Raw genomic sequence first — 16,597 nt, 5'->3', positions numbered from 1 at the left:
CAGCGCGGCACGGTAGAACAACATGAGAAGCCTCTGGTGGACGAGCGGACTTGGTAATCAGCTCTCTTACCAGGGGCTTCGCCAGTTCGCACGCCAGCGCCGCGCCAATCAAGCTGCGGGCCAACGTTGTTCAGCGGCAGGATGAAAAGGGCTCACTGACGGTGAGAATCGGCTTGTTCGCCTGCATCCAAGCGCGCCTTCGTCAGGACACGCTCGGCTTCGGATCACGCCGAGTCACCGCGTGGAATACCGTCCTACGCACCCGCACCGCACCCGCACTCAACCGAAAGCGAACTGCGATCGACGCGACCGCCACAAGATCTCGACTCATGCTGACATGGCGCGGGGCACGGGCGAACGGGACAATGGCGCGGTGAGCCAATCCCATTCGGTGTCCGAGGTTCGGTTGGGGGTCATTGACGACCACAGCTTGCTGATCGATGGCCTGCGACTGACTCTCGCGGCCGATCCGCGCATCACGATCGTCGCCACCGGTGCCAGTGTCCAGGCGATGCTCGACGTCTGCGCCGACATCGACATCGCGATACTCGACCTGTCCCTTCCCGATGGTTCCACCCCATCAATGAACGTCGCGGCCCTGACGAACGCGGGAATCGCGAACGTGCTCGTTCTCACCGCTGGCGACCGGCCCGACTTGGTACGGGAAGCAGCCCGCGCGGGCGTACTCGGTGTGGTGCGCAAGTCAGAACCCGGAGCGGCGATCCTTGCCGCGATCACGGCTGCCTCGGCCGGGCAACCGATCGGAACCGCTGACTGGGCAACAGCAATCGACGCCGACGACCAACGTCCACGTTTCGCGCCGCGTGAGGAAGAGGTTTTAGCGCTCTACGCCGCTGGTGAGTCGGCCGAGGATGCTGCGGCCTTGATGGAGATCAGCACCCATACCGTGAACATGTACCTGCGTCGAATCCGCAGCAAATACAGTGAATTCGGCACTCCGGTTCCCTCTAGGGCCGCACTTCGGGATGCTGCCCAGCGCGACGGTTTCGCGCCCCGCCCATGGTGGCGCGCTCGCCGGTGAACAGCATCGAGAAAAGTATCGGGACCAGCGATTACGACCGGGTGGTTCGGTCGATTGCACTGCTGCTCGCGGTCAGTTATTTCGCCTACACCCTGATGCTTAGCAGTCGGATCATCGCGCAGGCACCAACTGTCGCGCTGTGGTGGACGGTCGTGGCGACCGCCGTTGTCCTTGTCGCGCCGGCAGTGCTGTTCAGCTGGGCAGCCGGCACCGGTTCGCCACAATGGGTGGCTTTGGCCGCGACGGTCAGTGTTGCGGGTTTTCCGTTGGCCACCCTCGCCTGGCCACTCGCCTGGCATGGCGTGGCGCTCGCGGCGTCGTCATGGTTGTCGTTCGTTCCAGGCCTCGCAGCCATGGCGGCGGCACTGCTGTGGCGGCCGGCCTTCGCGGTAACCTATCTGCTGGTCGTGACGGCGGGCGCCCAAGCGATCAACCAGCAGCGGACGCCGAGCGCGAACTTCGCCTACGCGCTCGAACTGGTGTATTCGTTCGGATTCTCACTGGTCTTCGTGGCCACCGTCATCGAGGCGCTGCGCACCGCGCGACTGCTGGACCAGACCAAAGTCAGTGCCAGCCTGCAGGCCGCCGACGCCGCGGCCGCCCAAGCACGAACAGCACTACAACGCACCCACGCGGGCATAGTCCACGACTGGGTTCTGGCGACTTTGCTTGCCGCCGAGCGGCTCCCCCACAGCGAACAACTGCAACAACAGGCGATCACCACACTCGCCAAGATCGACACGCTGCCCGCCATCGACCTCGATAGAACCGTGAGTGCCCAGCAGGCGGTCAGAGCAATCCAGACGGCTGTCGAGGAGGTCAGTCAGGTCGCTGTTGCGGTGCGGACCGAGCCCGAGGAAATCGCCGACTACGATGCCGGTGCGGTCGCCGCGATGGCATCAGGCTGTGCTGAAGCCGTCCGTAACAGCCTGCGCCACAACTCTTCCGATGTACGTCCAGAGGTAGCGCTAGTCCTCACCGCGGACTGCATCGAGGCCACCGTCCGAGACCGTGGCACCGGTTTCGATATCACCGCGGTGCCAGCGAGTCGTCTCGGCGTGAACGGGAGCATCCGCGAGCTCGACCGCATTGCCGGTGGCGCCGTCACTGTCACCTCACTGCCGGGGCACGGCACTGTCGTCAACTTCGCATGGCAACGACCTGCTGCCCGCGACACCGTCGACGTTCGAGACTTCCTAGGTGTGCGCAGGCGTGCGGCCATCGCCGTCACCATCGTCTACCTCGCGGGTGTCTGCGCGTTGGTCACCATGAGCGCACCCGGCGTCCCCGACCTCCCGAACCAAGTGAGCATGCTTCTCTATGCGACGATGGCGCTCGCCTTCTTGTGGGCGCCCGGTGATCCGATACCCCGATGGGTGAGCGGGTTCGCCGTACTCGGTCCACTGGGCGCGTGGTTGGCGCTGCGATCCTTGCCAGCCGAGATCACCACCGAACAGCTATGGCCTGCGTCGGCCACAGCGGCTATCTACGTGCTACTCATGCTCCGTGGACGACCGGTTGCGGCATGGCTCGGCCAAGTCGGAATTCTCGGCACCTATGCCATCTGGGCTGTCGGACACCGTATTTCGCCAGTCGACCTTGTGGTGGCAAGACTGGCCGACCTCGCACCGCTCGTCGGTGGCGCAGTCTTCGCCCGGCTGGTTCGACCGCGGCTACACTCCATTCTCACGCTGCGCCGCGACGCGCTGAGGCAGGCCGGTCAGACAGCGGCAGCGCGCGCCGCATACGCCGCGCATACCCAGCAGTTGAAGCAGTTCGACGCGACTAGCCGCGCCCTGCTCACCCGGTTGACCTTCAAGATGCCGCTGACACCCCTCGAACGCCGAGAATGCGGCCTCGTGGAAGCACAACTGCGCGACCAACTCCGCGGGGGGCTCCTTGCCCGATCCCCCGTTGCCGAGCAGATCGCCCGCGCCCGCGCCCGCGGAGTCAGCGTCCACCTCTACGACGACCACACCGGACCCGCGTTCGACCCCGCGACGTGGGCTCGGGTGACATCCACGATCACCACCGAACTCGCGCGCTTGGGTGGTGGGATGGTGACAATCCGGATCCCACCACCCGGGCGGGAGGTCATCGCGACAATTGTCGCGCGCGACGCGACCGGTACGCGCCGCGTAGCCGTCGCGGCCGCAGTCGACGCCCCGCAATAATCCGTGCCACCGCTATTGCGGGCAGATATGTTTCCTCGCGGCCCGGCCCTTGACCTCGCCGTGCCGAATCAGCCACTCCGACTCAGTACCCCACAAAGTCGGTGACTTCACCTCGGCCTCAAGGTAGGCGTCACGCTGGTCGACGGGCTGACCGATGATCAACTGGCAGACGTTCAGCGCGTCCCACGCCATCGCCCAGCGAACGCCGGAATTATCCAAGGGCTCAACCCATTCCTTCTCGACGGCACATACCTCTCGAACGTAGGCGCGGTAGCCACCGGGCGGCATCTCCGCAAGTATCGTCGCCATGGCCGCATACCCAGCCGGGTTGACTCTCGACATCGTCGCCTGCTGCGTGTCAGGATCAAGAGCTCGGCGCAACTCTTCGACTTCTGCCGGATCCGTCGAGCCGACGATCATCGCGTCTCGGATCCCCTCGAACACCTGGGCCAGGGTCGGATTCGCGGCGTCCTGGTCAATGCATGACCTACCGAGCGCCGCGTCGACACCCGGCACCACAGTCGAACAACCCGCGGCAGCGAACAGACTCAACGGAATTGCGGCCGCCGTAGCGAATGCTCTACGCATGATCGGTCCTCTCGAAACGTCGCTTGATCAAAGGCTATAGACCTTCGCGACGCGACAACCAGTTCCCAATTCCTGACGTCATCAGCTCTGTTACCTACGCCAGCACCCGGTTTGTCGCATTTACCCGATCTTGGAACCTGGCTCGGGCAGTCAGCACAGCTCGATCGCCGGCCGCTGGCTTGAACTCGCGTCGACCGAGGAGGGTTGCGGTGGGTGTTTCGTGGCGCCTACCGCGGATCCTGTGGCGTGGGTGAGGAGTTGACGCGTCTGGCGGGGTGTGAGATCGAGCAGTTCGGCGATCTCGTCGTCGGATTGGCCGTGGGCTTTCATCTGCGCGACCGCCGCGCCTTGTTGGGCACGCAGGTCGGCGATATCAGTGGCCGCGCTCTCCCGCAGCCGTGTGATGCGTTGTTGGAGTTCGTTGATCGCGGTGTCGCGGTGGGTTTCGCGTTCGGTGACCGCCGCGCGGGCGGTAGCGAAGGTTTTCACCGCGGCGACGATCGCTGCGTCGCGAAGGCGTTGCTCGGCGCGGCGTGCGCGGATGCGGTCGCGTGCGCGCTGAACACGGTCGCGCACCGTATCGACGGGTTTGCCGTCTGTGCGGGCGTTGTTTCTGAAGTCGGGCATGGCGGTTTCCTCGCTGCCCCACCGGTTCTCCCAATGACCAGTGTGCACCGCGATGACCGCGACGCACCAGTACTCGTGACTGGCTCCTCCGCGCGGGTGTCGCTCCTCACCGCCCGAGTCACCGTCCGCTCCCCCGTCGATCTGCGAGGAGTTCTCCGTGAAAACCGTTACTACGCACCATGTGGGCGGTTCACCGCACGTGCGCACCACGCGTGCGCACGTGTTCTTTTGGGTCGAGTTGGTGATCGCCGCCGGGGTCAGCGTTGCGGGCAACGCGACACACGTGTTGCTGCACGGCACCACCCTGCCCGCTGTCGCGGTTGTCGTCGCGATCATCCCGCCCCTGGCGCTGTTGTCGGCCGTAGAAGGCGTGCAGGTGTTGGGCGGCGCTGGTGCGGGTTCCTCGCTGGCGCGTGGTTGCGCGACGACGTTGACGGTCATGATCGCCGCGGCCGCGTTCTGGTTGTCGTTCACCGCGTTACGTGCGCTGGCGATCGCGGCGGGCGTGCCGGCCTCGGACGCGTGGCTGTGGCCGCTGATCGTGGAAGGCAGCATGGCCCAATCCAGTATCGCGCTGCTGTCGATCGCCTACACCTCTCACACCCGCGACCAGCCTCAATCGAACACCGAGCTACCTGATCTACCAGCGCAACCGCCCCTTCAGACCCAGCTGGTCGGCCCCGCCGACGTCGATAACCAGTTGACGGCCGGTCACCGCAGCGCCACTGGCACCATGACGGGTTTGCGCACGCGCGGCGAATGCGAGGAGTTGGCGTTGCTGGTGTGCGAGCGCGATCGTGCGCGACGACGCGACCCCGCGGTCGTCACCCAGGTTTTGGTGCGCCACCACCTCGACGGTGTGAATGCCTCCGATATCGGCCGCGAACTCGGGCGCAGCCGATCCACGATCAGCCGGATCTTGCGCGTCGCGACAGAACTCGCCTCCACGACCACATTCGCTGTGCGCCCGTCGGATTCGTAGACCTCACGCCCGACAAGCCCAATGCACTCCGCCCACCGGCCACCACCAACAACGTGGCCGCCTTCCTGCCGACTAGAACGGAACCCGCCATGACCACTGCGCAATCACCCGTCAAAACCCCTGTTAGTCAGGTTCGGCGACCACCGGTGGACCGCCAAACCGGAGTGGTCACCACCATGACCGCGATGTTGGCCGGCGAGCAACAGATCGCGATCGACGTCGTCGGCGCGGGAACCAGTGACGCGCGGATTGTCGCCCGGTGGGGTCGAGTCGCGATGACCTTCACTGCCGCGGAACAGGTTCACCGGATGTTGGCGCTGTTCGGGACAGCACGACAGGCGATGATCGGCGTCAGTGCGCGGGTGCCGATGCCAGTGGTCGAGCAACCGGTCTCCGACGTCGCGGTCCTGGCCGCGATCACGTGGACCCACACCCCGACCGGGACGGCATCGGTGGAGCGGATGCATCACGCGGGGATGCGGACCATGATCAGCTTCGTCGCGCTGACCATCGGACCAGTCACCTTCCATATCCTCGACCACGCGGGCCTGGACAGTGCGATCAAGGCGCTGGTGCGGGCGCATCAGCTGTCGGTGACGGTCTATACCGACGGTCACCGCTTCGCCGATGACCCCAACACTGGCCCGAACCAACGACTGGGTCGGCGCAATCTCAAACCTGTCGGCGCCGGGTGGAGCTACCGGTAGGCGCGGCGCCCTCGCCGGCTGCCGTTGGGGAGGAGACCGCTGTGCCTGATGCCGAGACACCCGAACACCGTGACACCGGCCAGGTTCCGAATCCAAGCCCTGTCCTCGTCACGCCACCGGCAGCCGACTCTAGGACCACAGCGGGGTCGGATGCCCGACTGACCGCTGATGATGACGTTGTCGGCGCCGCCCAGATCTTGGTCTCGTATCTGTGGAACACCGAATACGAGCGCGGCGGTAGCAGCGGACGCGGCCAGATCTGGCAGCAGCTACGGACATTGACTCGCTGGCTGACCACTCCGCCCGAGGAGTAACTCTCCACCCCAGAGCTGTTTCCGCACTTCGCGCCCGCGCCTCGACAAGCCGAATTGCCACGCCCAGGTGTGTCACCCGCTGCGATCTGCGGGTTCACCTGGGCCTCAACCATTTTCGTGCAGCGAACCAGGGGTCGATTCTCCCTTCGTCGTTGGCTGCCACATTCGAAGGAGTTGCGTCGTGTCCGTTGTTTCCTGCGTTCGTCACGCCGAGTTGGGTGACCTCGTCACGTTGCTGAATCGTCAGCAAGCCGCCAAGCTCGACGTCGTCGTACCCGCGTCAGCGATGCTCGCCCGAGAGGGATTGCTGGAGCTGTCCGGCATCGGGCCGATCGTCGACGAACGGGGTGTCACCCTCGTCGACGGCGCCTATCATCCCACCGGGGTTGCCGACACCCAGTTGGCGACCAAGCTGAAAATCCCTGTCGGGTACGTGAAGTGGTTGCGCGAGCAGCACCGCACCGACCTCTACGACGCCAACATCAACGGCCTGCTGCACGGCCCCGACGATCCGCGCCTGCCCAACGACTGCGAGGATCGGTCGTTTCTGTTGCGGCTGTTCACCTCCGGTGCCGCAGGGGAGCCGGGAGTTCTGCGGGCGGCGTTGTCGGACCGGTACGGCATCATCGACAACCTCGACGTACTCGAATGCGCGGAATCGCAGTAGATACAACACTGCACAGATTTGATATCGCGCTATCGTCGCAGCTCCCGGCAAGCTCGCACGGTTGAGCGTACAGGCAAATCGTTTGGATGAGCTGGACCGATTTGCATATCGCATCAATGTTGTATCTGATACAACATGCAGATGACGGATCCCGCGCCCGGCTCGGTACCGCTCGTCCTGGCTCACAACGTCGTTCACCTTGACCCCGCTCCAGCGCTGTTCGAGGCGATGCTGGAAGGATGGCGCCGACAACAGTCCGCGCGATTTCTCCACCCCACCTCCACAATCGAGCCTCGCCTGCGGATGATTCGCCGGTTCGAAAAATTCACCGGCCTGTATCCATGGCAGTGGACACCGGCGGAGGGCGAGGCATTTATCGATCATTTGAGAAGCTCGTCAGTCAAAGCGGTCTCGACGGCGCGGTCCTATGAGGTGACGATCGGGCTGTTCGTGGAATTCATGCTCGACCCGCGATACGGGTGGGCGCAGGAATGCCTGGCGCAGTTCGGGCAATCGCCCCAACAGGTTTTCCATGAAGGCAACTCGATCGCACACAAGCTCGACTACGAGGGCGACCCGCGGCGGCGACCGCTGACCTACGACGAGGTGCAAGCGCTCTTTGACGCCGCTGACGCGCGCGCAGCCCGGATAGCTGGTCGTGGCGTGAAAGGCGCGCTCTGCGCGGCCCGTGACGCCGCGGTATTGAAGACGATCTACGCGTTCGGGCTGCGGCGAACCGAGACCGCGCGGCTGGACTTGGTGGATCTGCGTAGCAATCGAAACGCGCCGCAGTTCAAAGGCTTTGGATCGGTGATGGTGCGGTTCGGCAAAGCTTCAACCGGGTCGCCGCCGAAACGGCGCACCGTACTGCTGGTGCCTGAAATGGATTGGGTGGTAGACACTCTCGATCATTGGATCAACGATTTGCGGCCACGGTTCGGTCCCGGTGCTCATCCTGCCCTGTGGGTGACTGAGCGAGTCGGTCGGTTGTCTGCCCGTTCGATCAACGACGCATTCGTTGCCGCCCGACAAGACGCGGGCCTTGACTCCAGCCTGGACCCGCATTGTTTGCGGCATTCGGCGGTGACTCATTGGGTCGAATTCGGTTACCCGGCAAGGTTTGTACAAGAGCAGGTCGGGCACGTGTACGCCTCGACGACCGCGATCTACACCGGGGTGTCCAATGAGTACCGCAACGAGCTCCTGCAAGCTTCGTTACGTCAGCGGGTGGGCCAGGACTGGGACGGGGCAGAACAATGATCCGAAAAATGGGCTACCGGTGGCGGCTTCGTGACTTGATGGCCGACCGGCAGATGTTCCAAACGACCGATCTCGTGCCGCTGCTGGCAGAGCGCGGGATCGTGTTGTCGCGCGAGCAGGTGTATCGGATGGTCACCCAGCCGCCACAACGGTTGAGCCTGGACACGTTGGTCGCCTTGTGCGACATCCTCGAATGCAGCCCCAACGATCTGATCGAACCAACGGTAGTCAACCAACAAATCACCAAGACCGCAGACGGAACAATCAGCCCCGAACCGATCACCTCACGCCGATCCCTCGTTCGCCGACCCAACCGCGAGTCATGAACTGAATCGCCCCGGGTTTGCTGCACACCCCGTTATCTGTCCCCAACACGCTGCTGGGACAGCTTCGCATAATAATCGGCTTCGTACTCGACCGGCGGTTTGCGCCCGAGTCGGTGCATCAGACGAGACCGGTTGTACCAGTCCACCCACTCACACGTGAGCTGCTCGACATCGGCCAACCGGTGTAGCGGACCAGTCCGAAACGGTGAATCCTCGCGGACAGCCTCGGTCTTGTAGAGCCCAATCGTGGTCTCCGCCAACGCATTATCGTAGGCATCGCCGACCGTGCCGATCGAGGGACGCAGGCCCGATAGCATCAATGTTTGCCCGAAGTGCACCGACGTATATTGCGACCCCGCGTCCGAATGGTGAATGGTGTTGCCGTCCAACGGGTTACCCTCACGGGCCCGGATGGCCGCGGCCTGACGGATCACCGTTTCGACGAACGCTGTCTCTTTGCTGGTCGAACACTCCCAGCCCAGGATCCGCCCGGCGAAGGCATCGATCGCGAACGCCGTGTAGACGAAGACCCCGGTCGCTAACCGCACATAGGTGAAATCGGCCACGACCAGCATGTTCGGTGCCGGGACCCGGAACTGGCGGTCGACCAGATCCGGGGCGCGTTCCGCACCCGAATCAGCGACCGTGGTCCGAACCTTCTTCTGTCGCACCACACCCTTCCAACCGTTGCGGCGCATCAACCGCTCGATCGTGCACCGAGCAACCGGGATGCCCTGACGTTGCAGATACGCCCACATCTTCTCAGCCCCGTAGAGGCACTCCGGTCGGCGTTTTCCCTGCTCGTCGGGCTCGTAGTGGTCAGCGAGGATTTCGGTGACCGCGGTGTCCCACAGCGCCCGCTTCGATGGCGCCCGACCCGCCCAGGCATGGAACGTGCGCCGCGAGATCTCGATTCCCCGCGATGACAGCGCTCGACACATCGCCGCGATCGGGAACCGGGCCTTGTGCTCAGCGAGGAACTCACACACTAACGGTGTCGCGGGTCGTTCGCCCGCGCGAAAAAAGACGTTGCCGCAGAAAGGATTTCGATCGTCTGCTCCAACTCGGCGATCTTACGTTTCTGCTCCCGGATGATCCTGGCCGACTCCGTCGAGACACCCTCGGCCTTGCCCTGGTCGACCGCGGCTTGCCGGATCCACTTCCGCAGCGTTTCCCCGGTCATGCCCAACCGGCCGGCGACCGCGGTGATCGCGGCCCACTCGCTGTCGTAATCGTCACGGTGGTCGATGACCAACCGGACCGCCTTGGCCTTGGTCGCTTCGTCGTACTTCGCTGGCATAACTTGCCCATCCTCTCAAGAAAGAGAGTGAGCACCAAACCCGGGGTTATTCAAACCGCGCCCGCGCCAGAGTGCCGGAGCCGTGCAGTGGATGCGGCCAAATCGGCCGTGTCGCTGCCAGAACCGCGACCGGACCACTGTGTCGACGATGCCACCAGCGTCCCCGGCGCGAATGCGGAATATGTGGTGAACTAGGCGCGATCAGAGCCCGCGCGACCGCCGACCGACCTGACACATGCGACAGGTGCTACCGCAACATCGGTGAATGCGTTGTCTGCGGAAAAGTCGCTAACGGCGGCAAATACCGGGGTGGCCCATTCCACTGCACATCGTGCTGGCCGCGCGCTGACAGTACCTGCGCCGGATGCGGAAAGGAGGCACCGGCGACCACGACCTGGCCGATCGGTCCGGTCTGCCGCGGCTGCTACCTCCGCCGCAACCGGAACCCGGACCACTGCGCCAACTGCGATCGCGTCCGGGTTCTCGTCGCTCTTAATCACAGTGACCGCGATATCTGCGGTCCGTGCGCGGAAGTCGATCTGGAGTATCTGTGTCCCAGGTGCGGGCGCTCGGGCAACAACCACACCAGCGGCAGTTGCGCGTTCTGCGTGCTCGACGATCGCGTCCGCGAATTGCTCACCGGCCCCGACGGACACATCCGCGCTCAACTCCAACCGCTCGCCCAGGCCCTATCCAACACCGACAGGCCATTCTCGATGCTGAACTGGTTGCGCCGCGGCCAAGCCGCTGAGCAGTTGGCGATGCTGGTAGGTCAGCAAACCGACATCACCCACGAAAGCCTCGACGCACTCGACCAAACCGTGGGCACCCGCTACGTTCGCGCGCACCTCGTCGCCACCGGTATCCTGATCGCCCGCAACGAACACATCGCCCAGCTCAGACTCTGGACCGGCCGCACTCTCTCCGCGGCCCCAAGCCATCAACTCCGGCATCTGCGCCCCTTCGCCGAATGGCACGTCCTGCGCGATGGCCGCCGCCGCGCTGATCACGGAAACTACACCGACGCCGCCGCAGTCGGTGACCGCGCTGACATCACCGCCGCACTGAAACTGCTGGCGTGGCTCGACGACAACGACATCATCGTCGCCAACCTTACGCAGTCACACATCGATGAATGGCTCGCCGAGCACCCGACAAGACAGCGAGCGACCGGGTCGTTCGTCCGCTGGCTCGTCGCCCGCAACATCACCGGCTCGCTGGACGTTCCTGTCAAGAAGCGCGGTGACCCAACACAATTCATCGATGATGAGCAGATGCGCGCTCAGCTGCATCGCTGCCTCACCGACGTTGAGCTGCCCCTCGAAGTCCGCGTCTGTGGTGCCTTGATCCGGCTCTACGCGCTGCCCGTGGCACGCATCCTCGAATTCACCAGCGGCCAGTTCCATCGAGACGACAACGACGCCTACCTCACCATCGACCGCCATCCTGTTCTTCTCCCGCCTGCGCTGGCGCAACTCATGGAATCCCTTGTCGCACAGCGTCCCTCGTCGCTCATCAGCCACGATGCGCAAACGGCCGGATACCTGTTCCCTGGAAAACTGCCCAACCGGCCCCGGCACGCCCTCACCTTCACCGCGCACCTACGCAAGCATGGGTTGGCTACTATCGCCGCCCGCAACACGGCCATGATCGACGCAGTCACTCAGATGCCACCGATTGTGGTCAGCGATCTATTCGGCCTGAGTCCGAGCACCGCGATTATCTGGGCACGCTACGCACAGGCCAGCTGGTCGGACTATCTCGCCGCGCGTGCCCGAAACGCAGACGAGGAATAGCGCAGGGATCGAATACCCACCCTCCACCAACAACCGCGGTCCTGGATGGCATCACCGCCGCCGACACCGACGTCGTGGTGCGGTCAGCGGACCTGTCGGAGTCCTCGATGCACTGCAAGGTGTTCTCCCCGAGGATCTCGGCGCTGGCACCGACATTCCTGCGGAACTACCGAAACCCCTTCGCTCACCCCGAACTCGAAGCCGCCCGCCGCCAGGTCGCCGGTGATCTGGACCGCGGACGCCGGTTGGCCGCGCGCACCGGCGAAGGGTATCGGTCTGGGCGTGAGCCTGTGGTCTTCGCTGGGTTCCGGTTCTCGAACTCCGAGGTAGGCCATCATGCGGTGACGTTGAAACCCGAACTGGTGGTCAAGGTCTGTGGGAACGGGCTGACCGTGCCGTTGCTGGCCTACACCAAACGTCACCTCGGTGACCGCCTCGACATCGGCGCCGTCGATACCTGGTCCCACGACACCTACCGCAAACGGTTAGCGGTGATCACCGCCGAAACCCGCGACAAGGTGACCGAATGGTTGTCCCCGGAGTTTCTCACCGCCCGGGTGGCTGAGATCGAACACCACGCCGCTACCCCAGTGAGCCAGCCGGACAAGGCGATTGAAGTGTTGGCGGGCAAGTTGGGTTTCAGCGAAGACGAACGCGCCGGGATCCTGTCGCACTTCGTTGCCGCGGGCCAGCTCAATGCTGCCGGTGTGGCGAACGCGGTCACCAGCTTCTCGCAAACCATCGCCGACGCCGATCGCGCTGACGCACTCGATGACCTCGCTCTGCGCGCCATGACGCTCGTGTGAAAACCGTGCCCGGCCACTACCTCGTCGGAGTCTGCTTCTGTTCTGCCCCAATGGTTCCAGGGTCGCTCCCCTTGGGCCGTCCGTACTCCCCCTCGCTTTGGAGGTTCCCGTTCATGACCGACACCATGACTCGTCCCGAGTTCGACCTCGCTGTCCACCACGGCACCGCTGGACCGGTCACCGACTTGGCCGCGGACACGGTGGCGCGCTGGCGCGAGAGCGATCCCAGCTGGAAAGCCAAGCACTGGGCCTACACCGACCCCGACGAGCACCGCGCTCGACGTCTGCGCCCGATCAACCTCTCCACTCGCACCAAAGCCACGGACTGACAACAGCTTTCGGCTGGCACCGCGTTCGACCATCCAGGCAGGCCCGACAGCTCACCGCTGTCCGGGCCTGCCCTTCTCGTTCAAGGAGGCTTCTCGATGACCCCCGATACCGACACCAGCCAGGACACGGTCCGCGCCGACGGCTACACCCATGACCCTGTTGGCGATGATCTCGACACCATCGAACCCGCCGCCGACGACTGCCCGCCTGATCGTCTGGTGAACGCGGTCGCGGTGATGCGGGACCCGCGCGAGCTGACGATCGCGGGGAATGTGCGCGAAACCTTCACCCTGACCGACCATCCCGAGCTCGCGGACTCGATCGCCGAGCACGGGGTGTTGACCCCGATCATCGCCTACGGCCGCCCCGATGACCCCACCGTGGTCGTGCGGGACGGGCAGTTGCGGACGTTGACCGCGATCGCGGTCGGTATCACCGAGGTCCCTGTGTGGTTGATCGCCCCCGACCCGACTGTGACGGTGAAGGATTCGGAGATCTCCCGGATTCTGGAGCAGATCACGGTCAACGACCGGCGGATCCCGCTCACCGACGGTGACCGTGCCGCCGGGATCGCGCTCGCTCTGGACCTGGGTGCCACCGTGACCCGGGTCGGGAAAGCGTTGCAAACCACCCGCGAGCACGTCAAAGCCGCGGGCAAGGTGGGGTCCTCGGCAACCGCCCGTACCGCGATCGACACCGGCCAACTCGACTTCGACCAAGCCGCGATCCTGGCCGAATACGAAACTCTCGGCGACATCAACGCCGTCACCCGCCTACTCGCGGTGACGGGAGATCGTTTTCACTACCAAGCCCGCCTGATCGCCAACGACCGCGCCGACGAACGCACCTACTTCGCAGCGGCGTTGGCGTGGGCGCAAGCCGGGTTCGGAATTCTGCGCGACTACCCCACCAGCGAAGGCCTCGACGCGGACCTCGTCCACGCCGGCGACCTTGTCGATGCCAGTGGCGACCTGGTCGATGTCGACCGCCTCGACGCCGAGGCGGGGTGGTTGGTGTGGTTGGAACTGGCCGATGACCCGCTGATCGTTCACCGCGAGACCGGGGCGATCATCGACGCCACGGAAGTGGACTGGGCCACCGGCCGCGACCCCGACGCCGAACCCGGGCAGGGGTTGCGCCATGCCCGCGAGGTCGACCAACTGCCGCGCTGGCAAGCCGACTACTTCCTTCCCGTGGATCGGTGTGCGGACGCTGGTGTGCGACTGGTCGCCGATCTGCCCGCCGACGAACCCGCCAGCAAAGGCGGTGACGCGCAAGCCCACGCAGATCAGGCCGTAGCCCGCGAGCAGTTGTTGGCCCAACGCGCCCAGATCCACGCCGAGGCCGACGCCCGACGCGAGGAGGAACGGGTCGCGGCGCGGCGGGTGCGCGAACTCAACAAACAAGGCCTGGCCGCGATGCAGGTACGGCGCGCATTCGTCACCGAACTGCTCGCCCGCAAAACTCCACCCGTCGAGGCGGCCCGGTTTGTCGCCGAAGCACTGGTCACCCATCCGAACCTGCTCGGTGAGTACAACGCGTTCGAGACCGCCGCCGAACTGCTCGGCGGTGAGAAGACCTGGCGCCGCGACCTCACCCAGATGGTCGAGGCGGCCAAACCCGCGCGCTGCCACGTCATCGTGTTGGGGCTGGTGTTGGGCGCGTATGAGAAGCGCACCGGGAAAGACAGTTGGCGCTACAGCGGCGCCGACGTCGCCCACTACCTGCGGTTCCTGCGCGAAGTCGGCCATCAACTGGTGCCGGTCGAACTGGCCACCATCGGCGAACTCGACCACACCGATATCGATATCGATGCCCACTCCCCCGATTCGCCTCCGTCCTGAACACAACGGATCACCAAACCCGTTGCGCCCCAACCTCTGATCGTTGACGTTCCCGGCGCTTGCCGTGCGGCGTTGCGTTGTCGAACCCGAAGGACCCCCGATGAGCCCCGACCCTGACCCGTTTCCTCAGCCATCCCCCATCCACCGGCACGCCGGTGGTGGACCCCCTGTCACTTTGCGGGTGGATGAACCGAGCGCGCTGCTGGCCGCGATCCCCGCGCTGCTCGGCTTCTACCCCACCCGATCGTTGGTCATCGTCCTGCTGACCCGACCCCTGATCGGATCGACGATCCGTGGTGTCGAATCCATCCACGCGGTCGTGCGTTTCGACCTCGACACCCACACCGACCCGGCCACCTATGCCCGCGACATCACCGACATGGTCGAGTCGATGTGCCTGCGAGAAAACACCACCTCCACGATGGCGGTCGTGGTCGATGACCGGCCCACCGCCGACGAAACCGCCGCCCACCTGGTGGGCGTGCTGCGGGCAAGTGCGATCAGGCTGACCAACGCGTGGCACCTCGACACCGTCGTCGCGCACACCCGCTATCACGATCTACTCACCCCGGGACGCGGTGGTTTCATCGAGGACCCCGCGGCGTCGATGGTCACGTTCGCTCACGTCATGGGCGGCCACCAAATCCGCTCCTCCCGTCACGAACTGGTAGACCTGTTCACCCCCGACCCCGGACTCACCACGCTGGTCAGCGCCCAGATCAAACCAGCACTGACCCGCTTCCACCACCAGGCCCGCGCCCTGCCCGGCGAAGAGGGCGCCCACGTGCACCGCGGTGCCACCGCGTCATGGATGCTGGCCCAGGTCCGTGCCATCGACAACGCCGTGCCCGACAGCGGTGACCTCGCGACGATGGTGGTCGCGCTCCGTGATCCGCTCATCCGCGACTCCCTGTTCTGCCTCGCCGCCACCGAACACCGCGACCGCGCGAGCTCGCTGTGGCGCCACCTCACCCGCGCCACCACCGGGACCGACCGGGCTCGCGCGGCGACCCTGTACGCGTACAACGCCTATTACAGCGGGGACACCGTGGTCGCCGCGATCGCGCTGAACATCGCCCGCAACGCCGATCCCGATCACGTCATGTCCGCGTTGCTGGAGGTCGCGTTGCAGCACGGAGTTCGACCCGATTTTCTCGCGGGCATCCTCCACTCCGCGGGCGCGATCGCCGCTGATCTCGGCATCGACCTCACCTCCACTGACACCACCAACCGATCAACGAACTGAACTCCGAAGGAGCCCAACATGTCTGGTGAAACGATCCTGACTGTCATCGGAAATCTCGTCGCCGCACCCGAGCTGAGACACACCCCCACCGGTATCGCGGTCGCGAACTTCACCGTCGCCTCGACCTCGCGGGTGTTCGACCGCCAGTCCAACGAGTGGAAGGACGGCGACGCGGTGTTCCTGCGCTGCAGCGTCTGGCGCGACGCCGCGGAAAACATCGCCGAAAGCCTCACCCGCGGTGCGCGCATCATCGTCAGCGGCACCGTCAAACAGCGTTCCTACGAAACCAAGGACGGCGAGAAACGCAGCGTGCTGGAACTGGAAGTCATCGAAGCGGGCCCTTCGTTGAAATACGCCACCGCGAAAGTCACCCGCGCCAACCGCACTGGCGCACAGACCAACTCGCGCCCGGCAACAGTCGAAGACGATCCGTGGGGCTCACCGCTCAACACCGCGCCCGCGATGGCCACGGCCAGTTCCGGCGGCGGCGATGAGCCGCCGTTCTGACGCTGCGGCGAAGCTGCTTCGGGTTCGTCGCACGCGGACCCGAAACCGTCCTGTGGCTGCGAGCAACCTGCGCGAATGTGT

Annotated in this window: 17 protein-coding genes; 14 read left to right on the top strand and 3 right to left on the bottom strand. The window is 64.9% G+C overall.

The window, feature by feature from the left end:
• Positions 1-373 precede the first annotated feature (373 nt).
• Both ACFWUP_RS30310 and ACFWUP_RS30305 read left to right on the top strand, forming a co-directional pair.
• Positions 374-1,042 (top strand): LuxR C-terminal-related transcriptional regulator, encoded by a 669-nt coding sequence (locus ACFWUP_RS30310; RefSeq protein ID WP_379239400.1) that lies wholly within the window; start codon positions 374-376, stop codon positions 1,040-1,042.
• Positions 1,039-3,216, top strand: a complete 2,178-nt coding sequence (locus ACFWUP_RS30305) for a hypothetical protein (RefSeq protein ID WP_379239399.1) — start codon at positions 1,039-1,041, stop codon at positions 3,214-3,216. The genes ACFWUP_RS30310 and ACFWUP_RS30305 overlap by 4 nt, the downstream gene beginning before the upstream one ends.
• A gap of 12 nt (positions 3,217-3,228) precedes the next feature.
• Here ACFWUP_RS30305 and ACFWUP_RS30300 read toward each other — a convergent pair whose 3' ends face one another.
• On the bottom strand, positions 3,229-3,660 hold the full coding sequence (locus ACFWUP_RS30300) for a hypothetical protein (protein WP_379239398.1): 432 nt from the start codon (positions 3,658-3,660) through the stop codon (positions 3,229-3,231).
• A 294-nt stretch (positions 3,661-3,954) separates the two neighbouring features.
• Entirely contained in the window at positions 3,955-4,431 is a 477-nt protein-coding gene (locus tag ACFWUP_RS30295; RefSeq protein ID WP_379239397.1) for a hypothetical protein, read from the bottom strand.
• A gap of 157 nt (positions 4,432-4,588) precedes the next feature.
• Between ACFWUP_RS30295 and ACFWUP_RS30290 the strand changes: the two genes are divergently transcribed.
• The 6 genes from ACFWUP_RS30290 to ACFWUP_RS30265 all read left to right on the top strand — a co-directional run bounded on the left by ACFWUP_RS30290 (position 4,589) and on the right by ACFWUP_RS30265 (position 8,687).
• Positions 4,589-5,413: a DUF2637 domain-containing protein gene (locus ACFWUP_RS30290; RefSeq protein WP_379239396.1), complete on the top strand. Its 825-nt coding sequence runs from the start codon at positions 4,589-4,591 to the stop codon at positions 5,411-5,413.
• Between the two features lie 89 nt (positions 5,414-5,502).
• Positions 5,503-6,120, top strand: a complete 618-nt coding sequence (locus tag ACFWUP_RS30285; RefSeq protein ID WP_379239395.1) for a hypothetical protein — start codon at positions 5,503-5,505, stop codon at positions 6,118-6,120.
• Between the two features lie 41 nt (positions 6,121-6,161).
• Complete coding sequence (locus ACFWUP_RS30280; protein WP_379239394.1) at positions 6,162-6,434, top strand: hypothetical protein; 273 nt, start codon at positions 6,162-6,164, stop codon at positions 6,432-6,434.
• 181 nt (positions 6,435-6,615) lie between these two features.
• A complete protein-coding gene (locus ACFWUP_RS30275) occupies positions 6,616-7,101 on the top strand; it encodes a hypothetical protein (protein ID WP_379239393.1) in 486 nt (161 codons plus the stop codon).
• Between the two features lie 141 nt (positions 7,102-7,242).
• Positions 7,243-8,361, top strand: a complete 1,119-nt coding sequence (locus ACFWUP_RS30270; protein ID WP_379239392.1) for a tyrosine-type recombinase/integrase — start codon at positions 7,243-7,245, stop codon at positions 8,359-8,361.
• Positions 8,358-8,687, top strand: coding sequence for a helix-turn-helix domain-containing protein (locus tag ACFWUP_RS30265; protein ID WP_379239391.1), 330 nt, complete (start codon positions 8,358-8,360; stop codon positions 8,685-8,687). The genes ACFWUP_RS30270 and ACFWUP_RS30265 overlap by 4 nt, the downstream gene beginning before the upstream one ends.
• 32 nt (positions 8,688-8,719) lie before the next feature.
• On the opposite strand, the gene ACFWUP_RS30260 is transcribed toward ACFWUP_RS30265, so the two are convergent.
• Positions 8,720-9,987 (bottom strand): IS3 family transposase gene (locus ACFWUP_RS30260; RefSeq protein ID WP_379239390.1). Its coding sequence is split into 2 segments (ribosomal slippage): positions 8,720-9,708 and positions 9,708-9,987, totalling 1,269 coding nucleotides; the frame shifts between segments, so codons are not numbered across the junction.
• A 608-nt stretch (positions 9,988-10,595) separates the two neighbouring features.
• Between ACFWUP_RS30260 and ACFWUP_RS30255 the strand changes: the two genes are divergently transcribed.
• The 6 genes from ACFWUP_RS30255 (at position 10,596) to ACFWUP_RS30230 (ending at position 16,516) form a co-directional block, all read left to right on the top strand.
• On the top strand, positions 10,596-11,783 hold the full coding sequence (locus tag ACFWUP_RS30255) for a hypothetical protein (RefSeq protein WP_379239389.1): 1,188 nt from the start codon (positions 10,596-10,598) through the stop codon (positions 11,781-11,783).
• Between the two features lie 77 nt (positions 11,784-11,860).
• Complete coding sequence (locus ACFWUP_RS30250) at positions 11,861-12,589, top strand: hypothetical protein (protein ID WP_379239388.1); 729 nt, start codon at positions 11,861-11,863, stop codon at positions 12,587-12,589.
• Positions 12,590-12,702: 113 nt separating this feature from the next.
• Positions 12,703-12,918, top strand: a complete 216-nt coding sequence (locus ACFWUP_RS30245) for a hypothetical protein (protein WP_379239387.1) — start codon at positions 12,703-12,705, stop codon at positions 12,916-12,918.
• Between the two features lie 96 nt (positions 12,919-13,014).
• Entirely contained in the window at positions 13,015-14,763 is a 1,749-nt protein-coding gene (locus ACFWUP_RS30240; protein ID WP_379239385.1) for a ParB/RepB/Spo0J family partition protein, read from the top strand.
• A 181-nt stretch (positions 14,764-14,944) separates the two neighbouring features.
• Positions 14,945-16,009 carry a DUF4192 domain-containing protein gene (locus tag ACFWUP_RS30235; RefSeq protein ID WP_379239384.1) on the top strand — a complete coding sequence of 355 codons (1,065 nt, stop codon included), beginning with the start codon at positions 14,945-14,947 and terminating at the stop codon, positions 16,007-16,009.
• Between the two features lie 18 nt (positions 16,010-16,027).
• A complete protein-coding gene (locus ACFWUP_RS30230; RefSeq protein WP_379239383.1) occupies positions 16,028-16,516 on the top strand; it encodes a single-stranded DNA-binding protein in 489 nt (162 codons plus the stop codon).
• The last annotated feature ends 81 nt before the right edge of the window (positions 16,517-16,597 follow it).

The sequence above is a fragment of the Nocardia sp. NPDC058658 genome (assembly GCF_042716665.1).
In the GTDB taxonomy this organism is placed as follows: Bacteria; Actinomycetota; Actinomycetes; order Mycobacteriales; family Mycobacteriaceae; genus Nocardia.
The sequence above is the reverse complement of the archived record's forward strand: the minus strand, read 5'-3'. Positions and strand labels throughout refer to the sequence as shown.

Excerpts from the sequence above, each read along its gene's own strand:
- ACFWUP_RS30295 (WP_379239397.1), bottom strand. The coding sequence starts at position 4,431 with ATGCCCGACTTCAGAAACAACGCCCGCACAGACGGCAAACCCGTCGAT.
- ACFWUP_RS30285 (WP_379239395.1), top strand. The coding sequence starts at position 5,503 with ATGACCACTGCGCAATCACCCGTCAAAACCCCTGTTAGTCAGGTTCGG.
- ACFWUP_RS30270 (WP_379239392.1), top strand. The coding sequence starts at position 7,243 with ATGACGGATCCCGCGCCCGGCTCGGTACCGCTCGTCCTGGCTCACAAC.
- ACFWUP_RS30265 (WP_379239391.1), top strand. The coding sequence starts at position 8,358 with ATGATCCGAAAAATGGGCTACCGGTGGCGGCTTCGTGACTTGATGGCC.
- ACFWUP_RS30245 (WP_379239387.1), top strand. The coding sequence starts at position 12,703 with ATGACCGACACCATGACTCGTCCCGAGTTCGACCTCGCTGTCCACCAC.
- ACFWUP_RS30240 (WP_379239385.1), top strand. The coding sequence starts at position 13,015 with ATGACCCCCGATACCGACACCAGCCAGGACACGGTCCGCGCCGACGGC.
- ACFWUP_RS30230 (WP_379239383.1), top strand. The coding sequence starts at position 16,028 with ATGTCTGGTGAAACGATCCTGACTGTCATCGGAAATCTCGTCGCCGCA.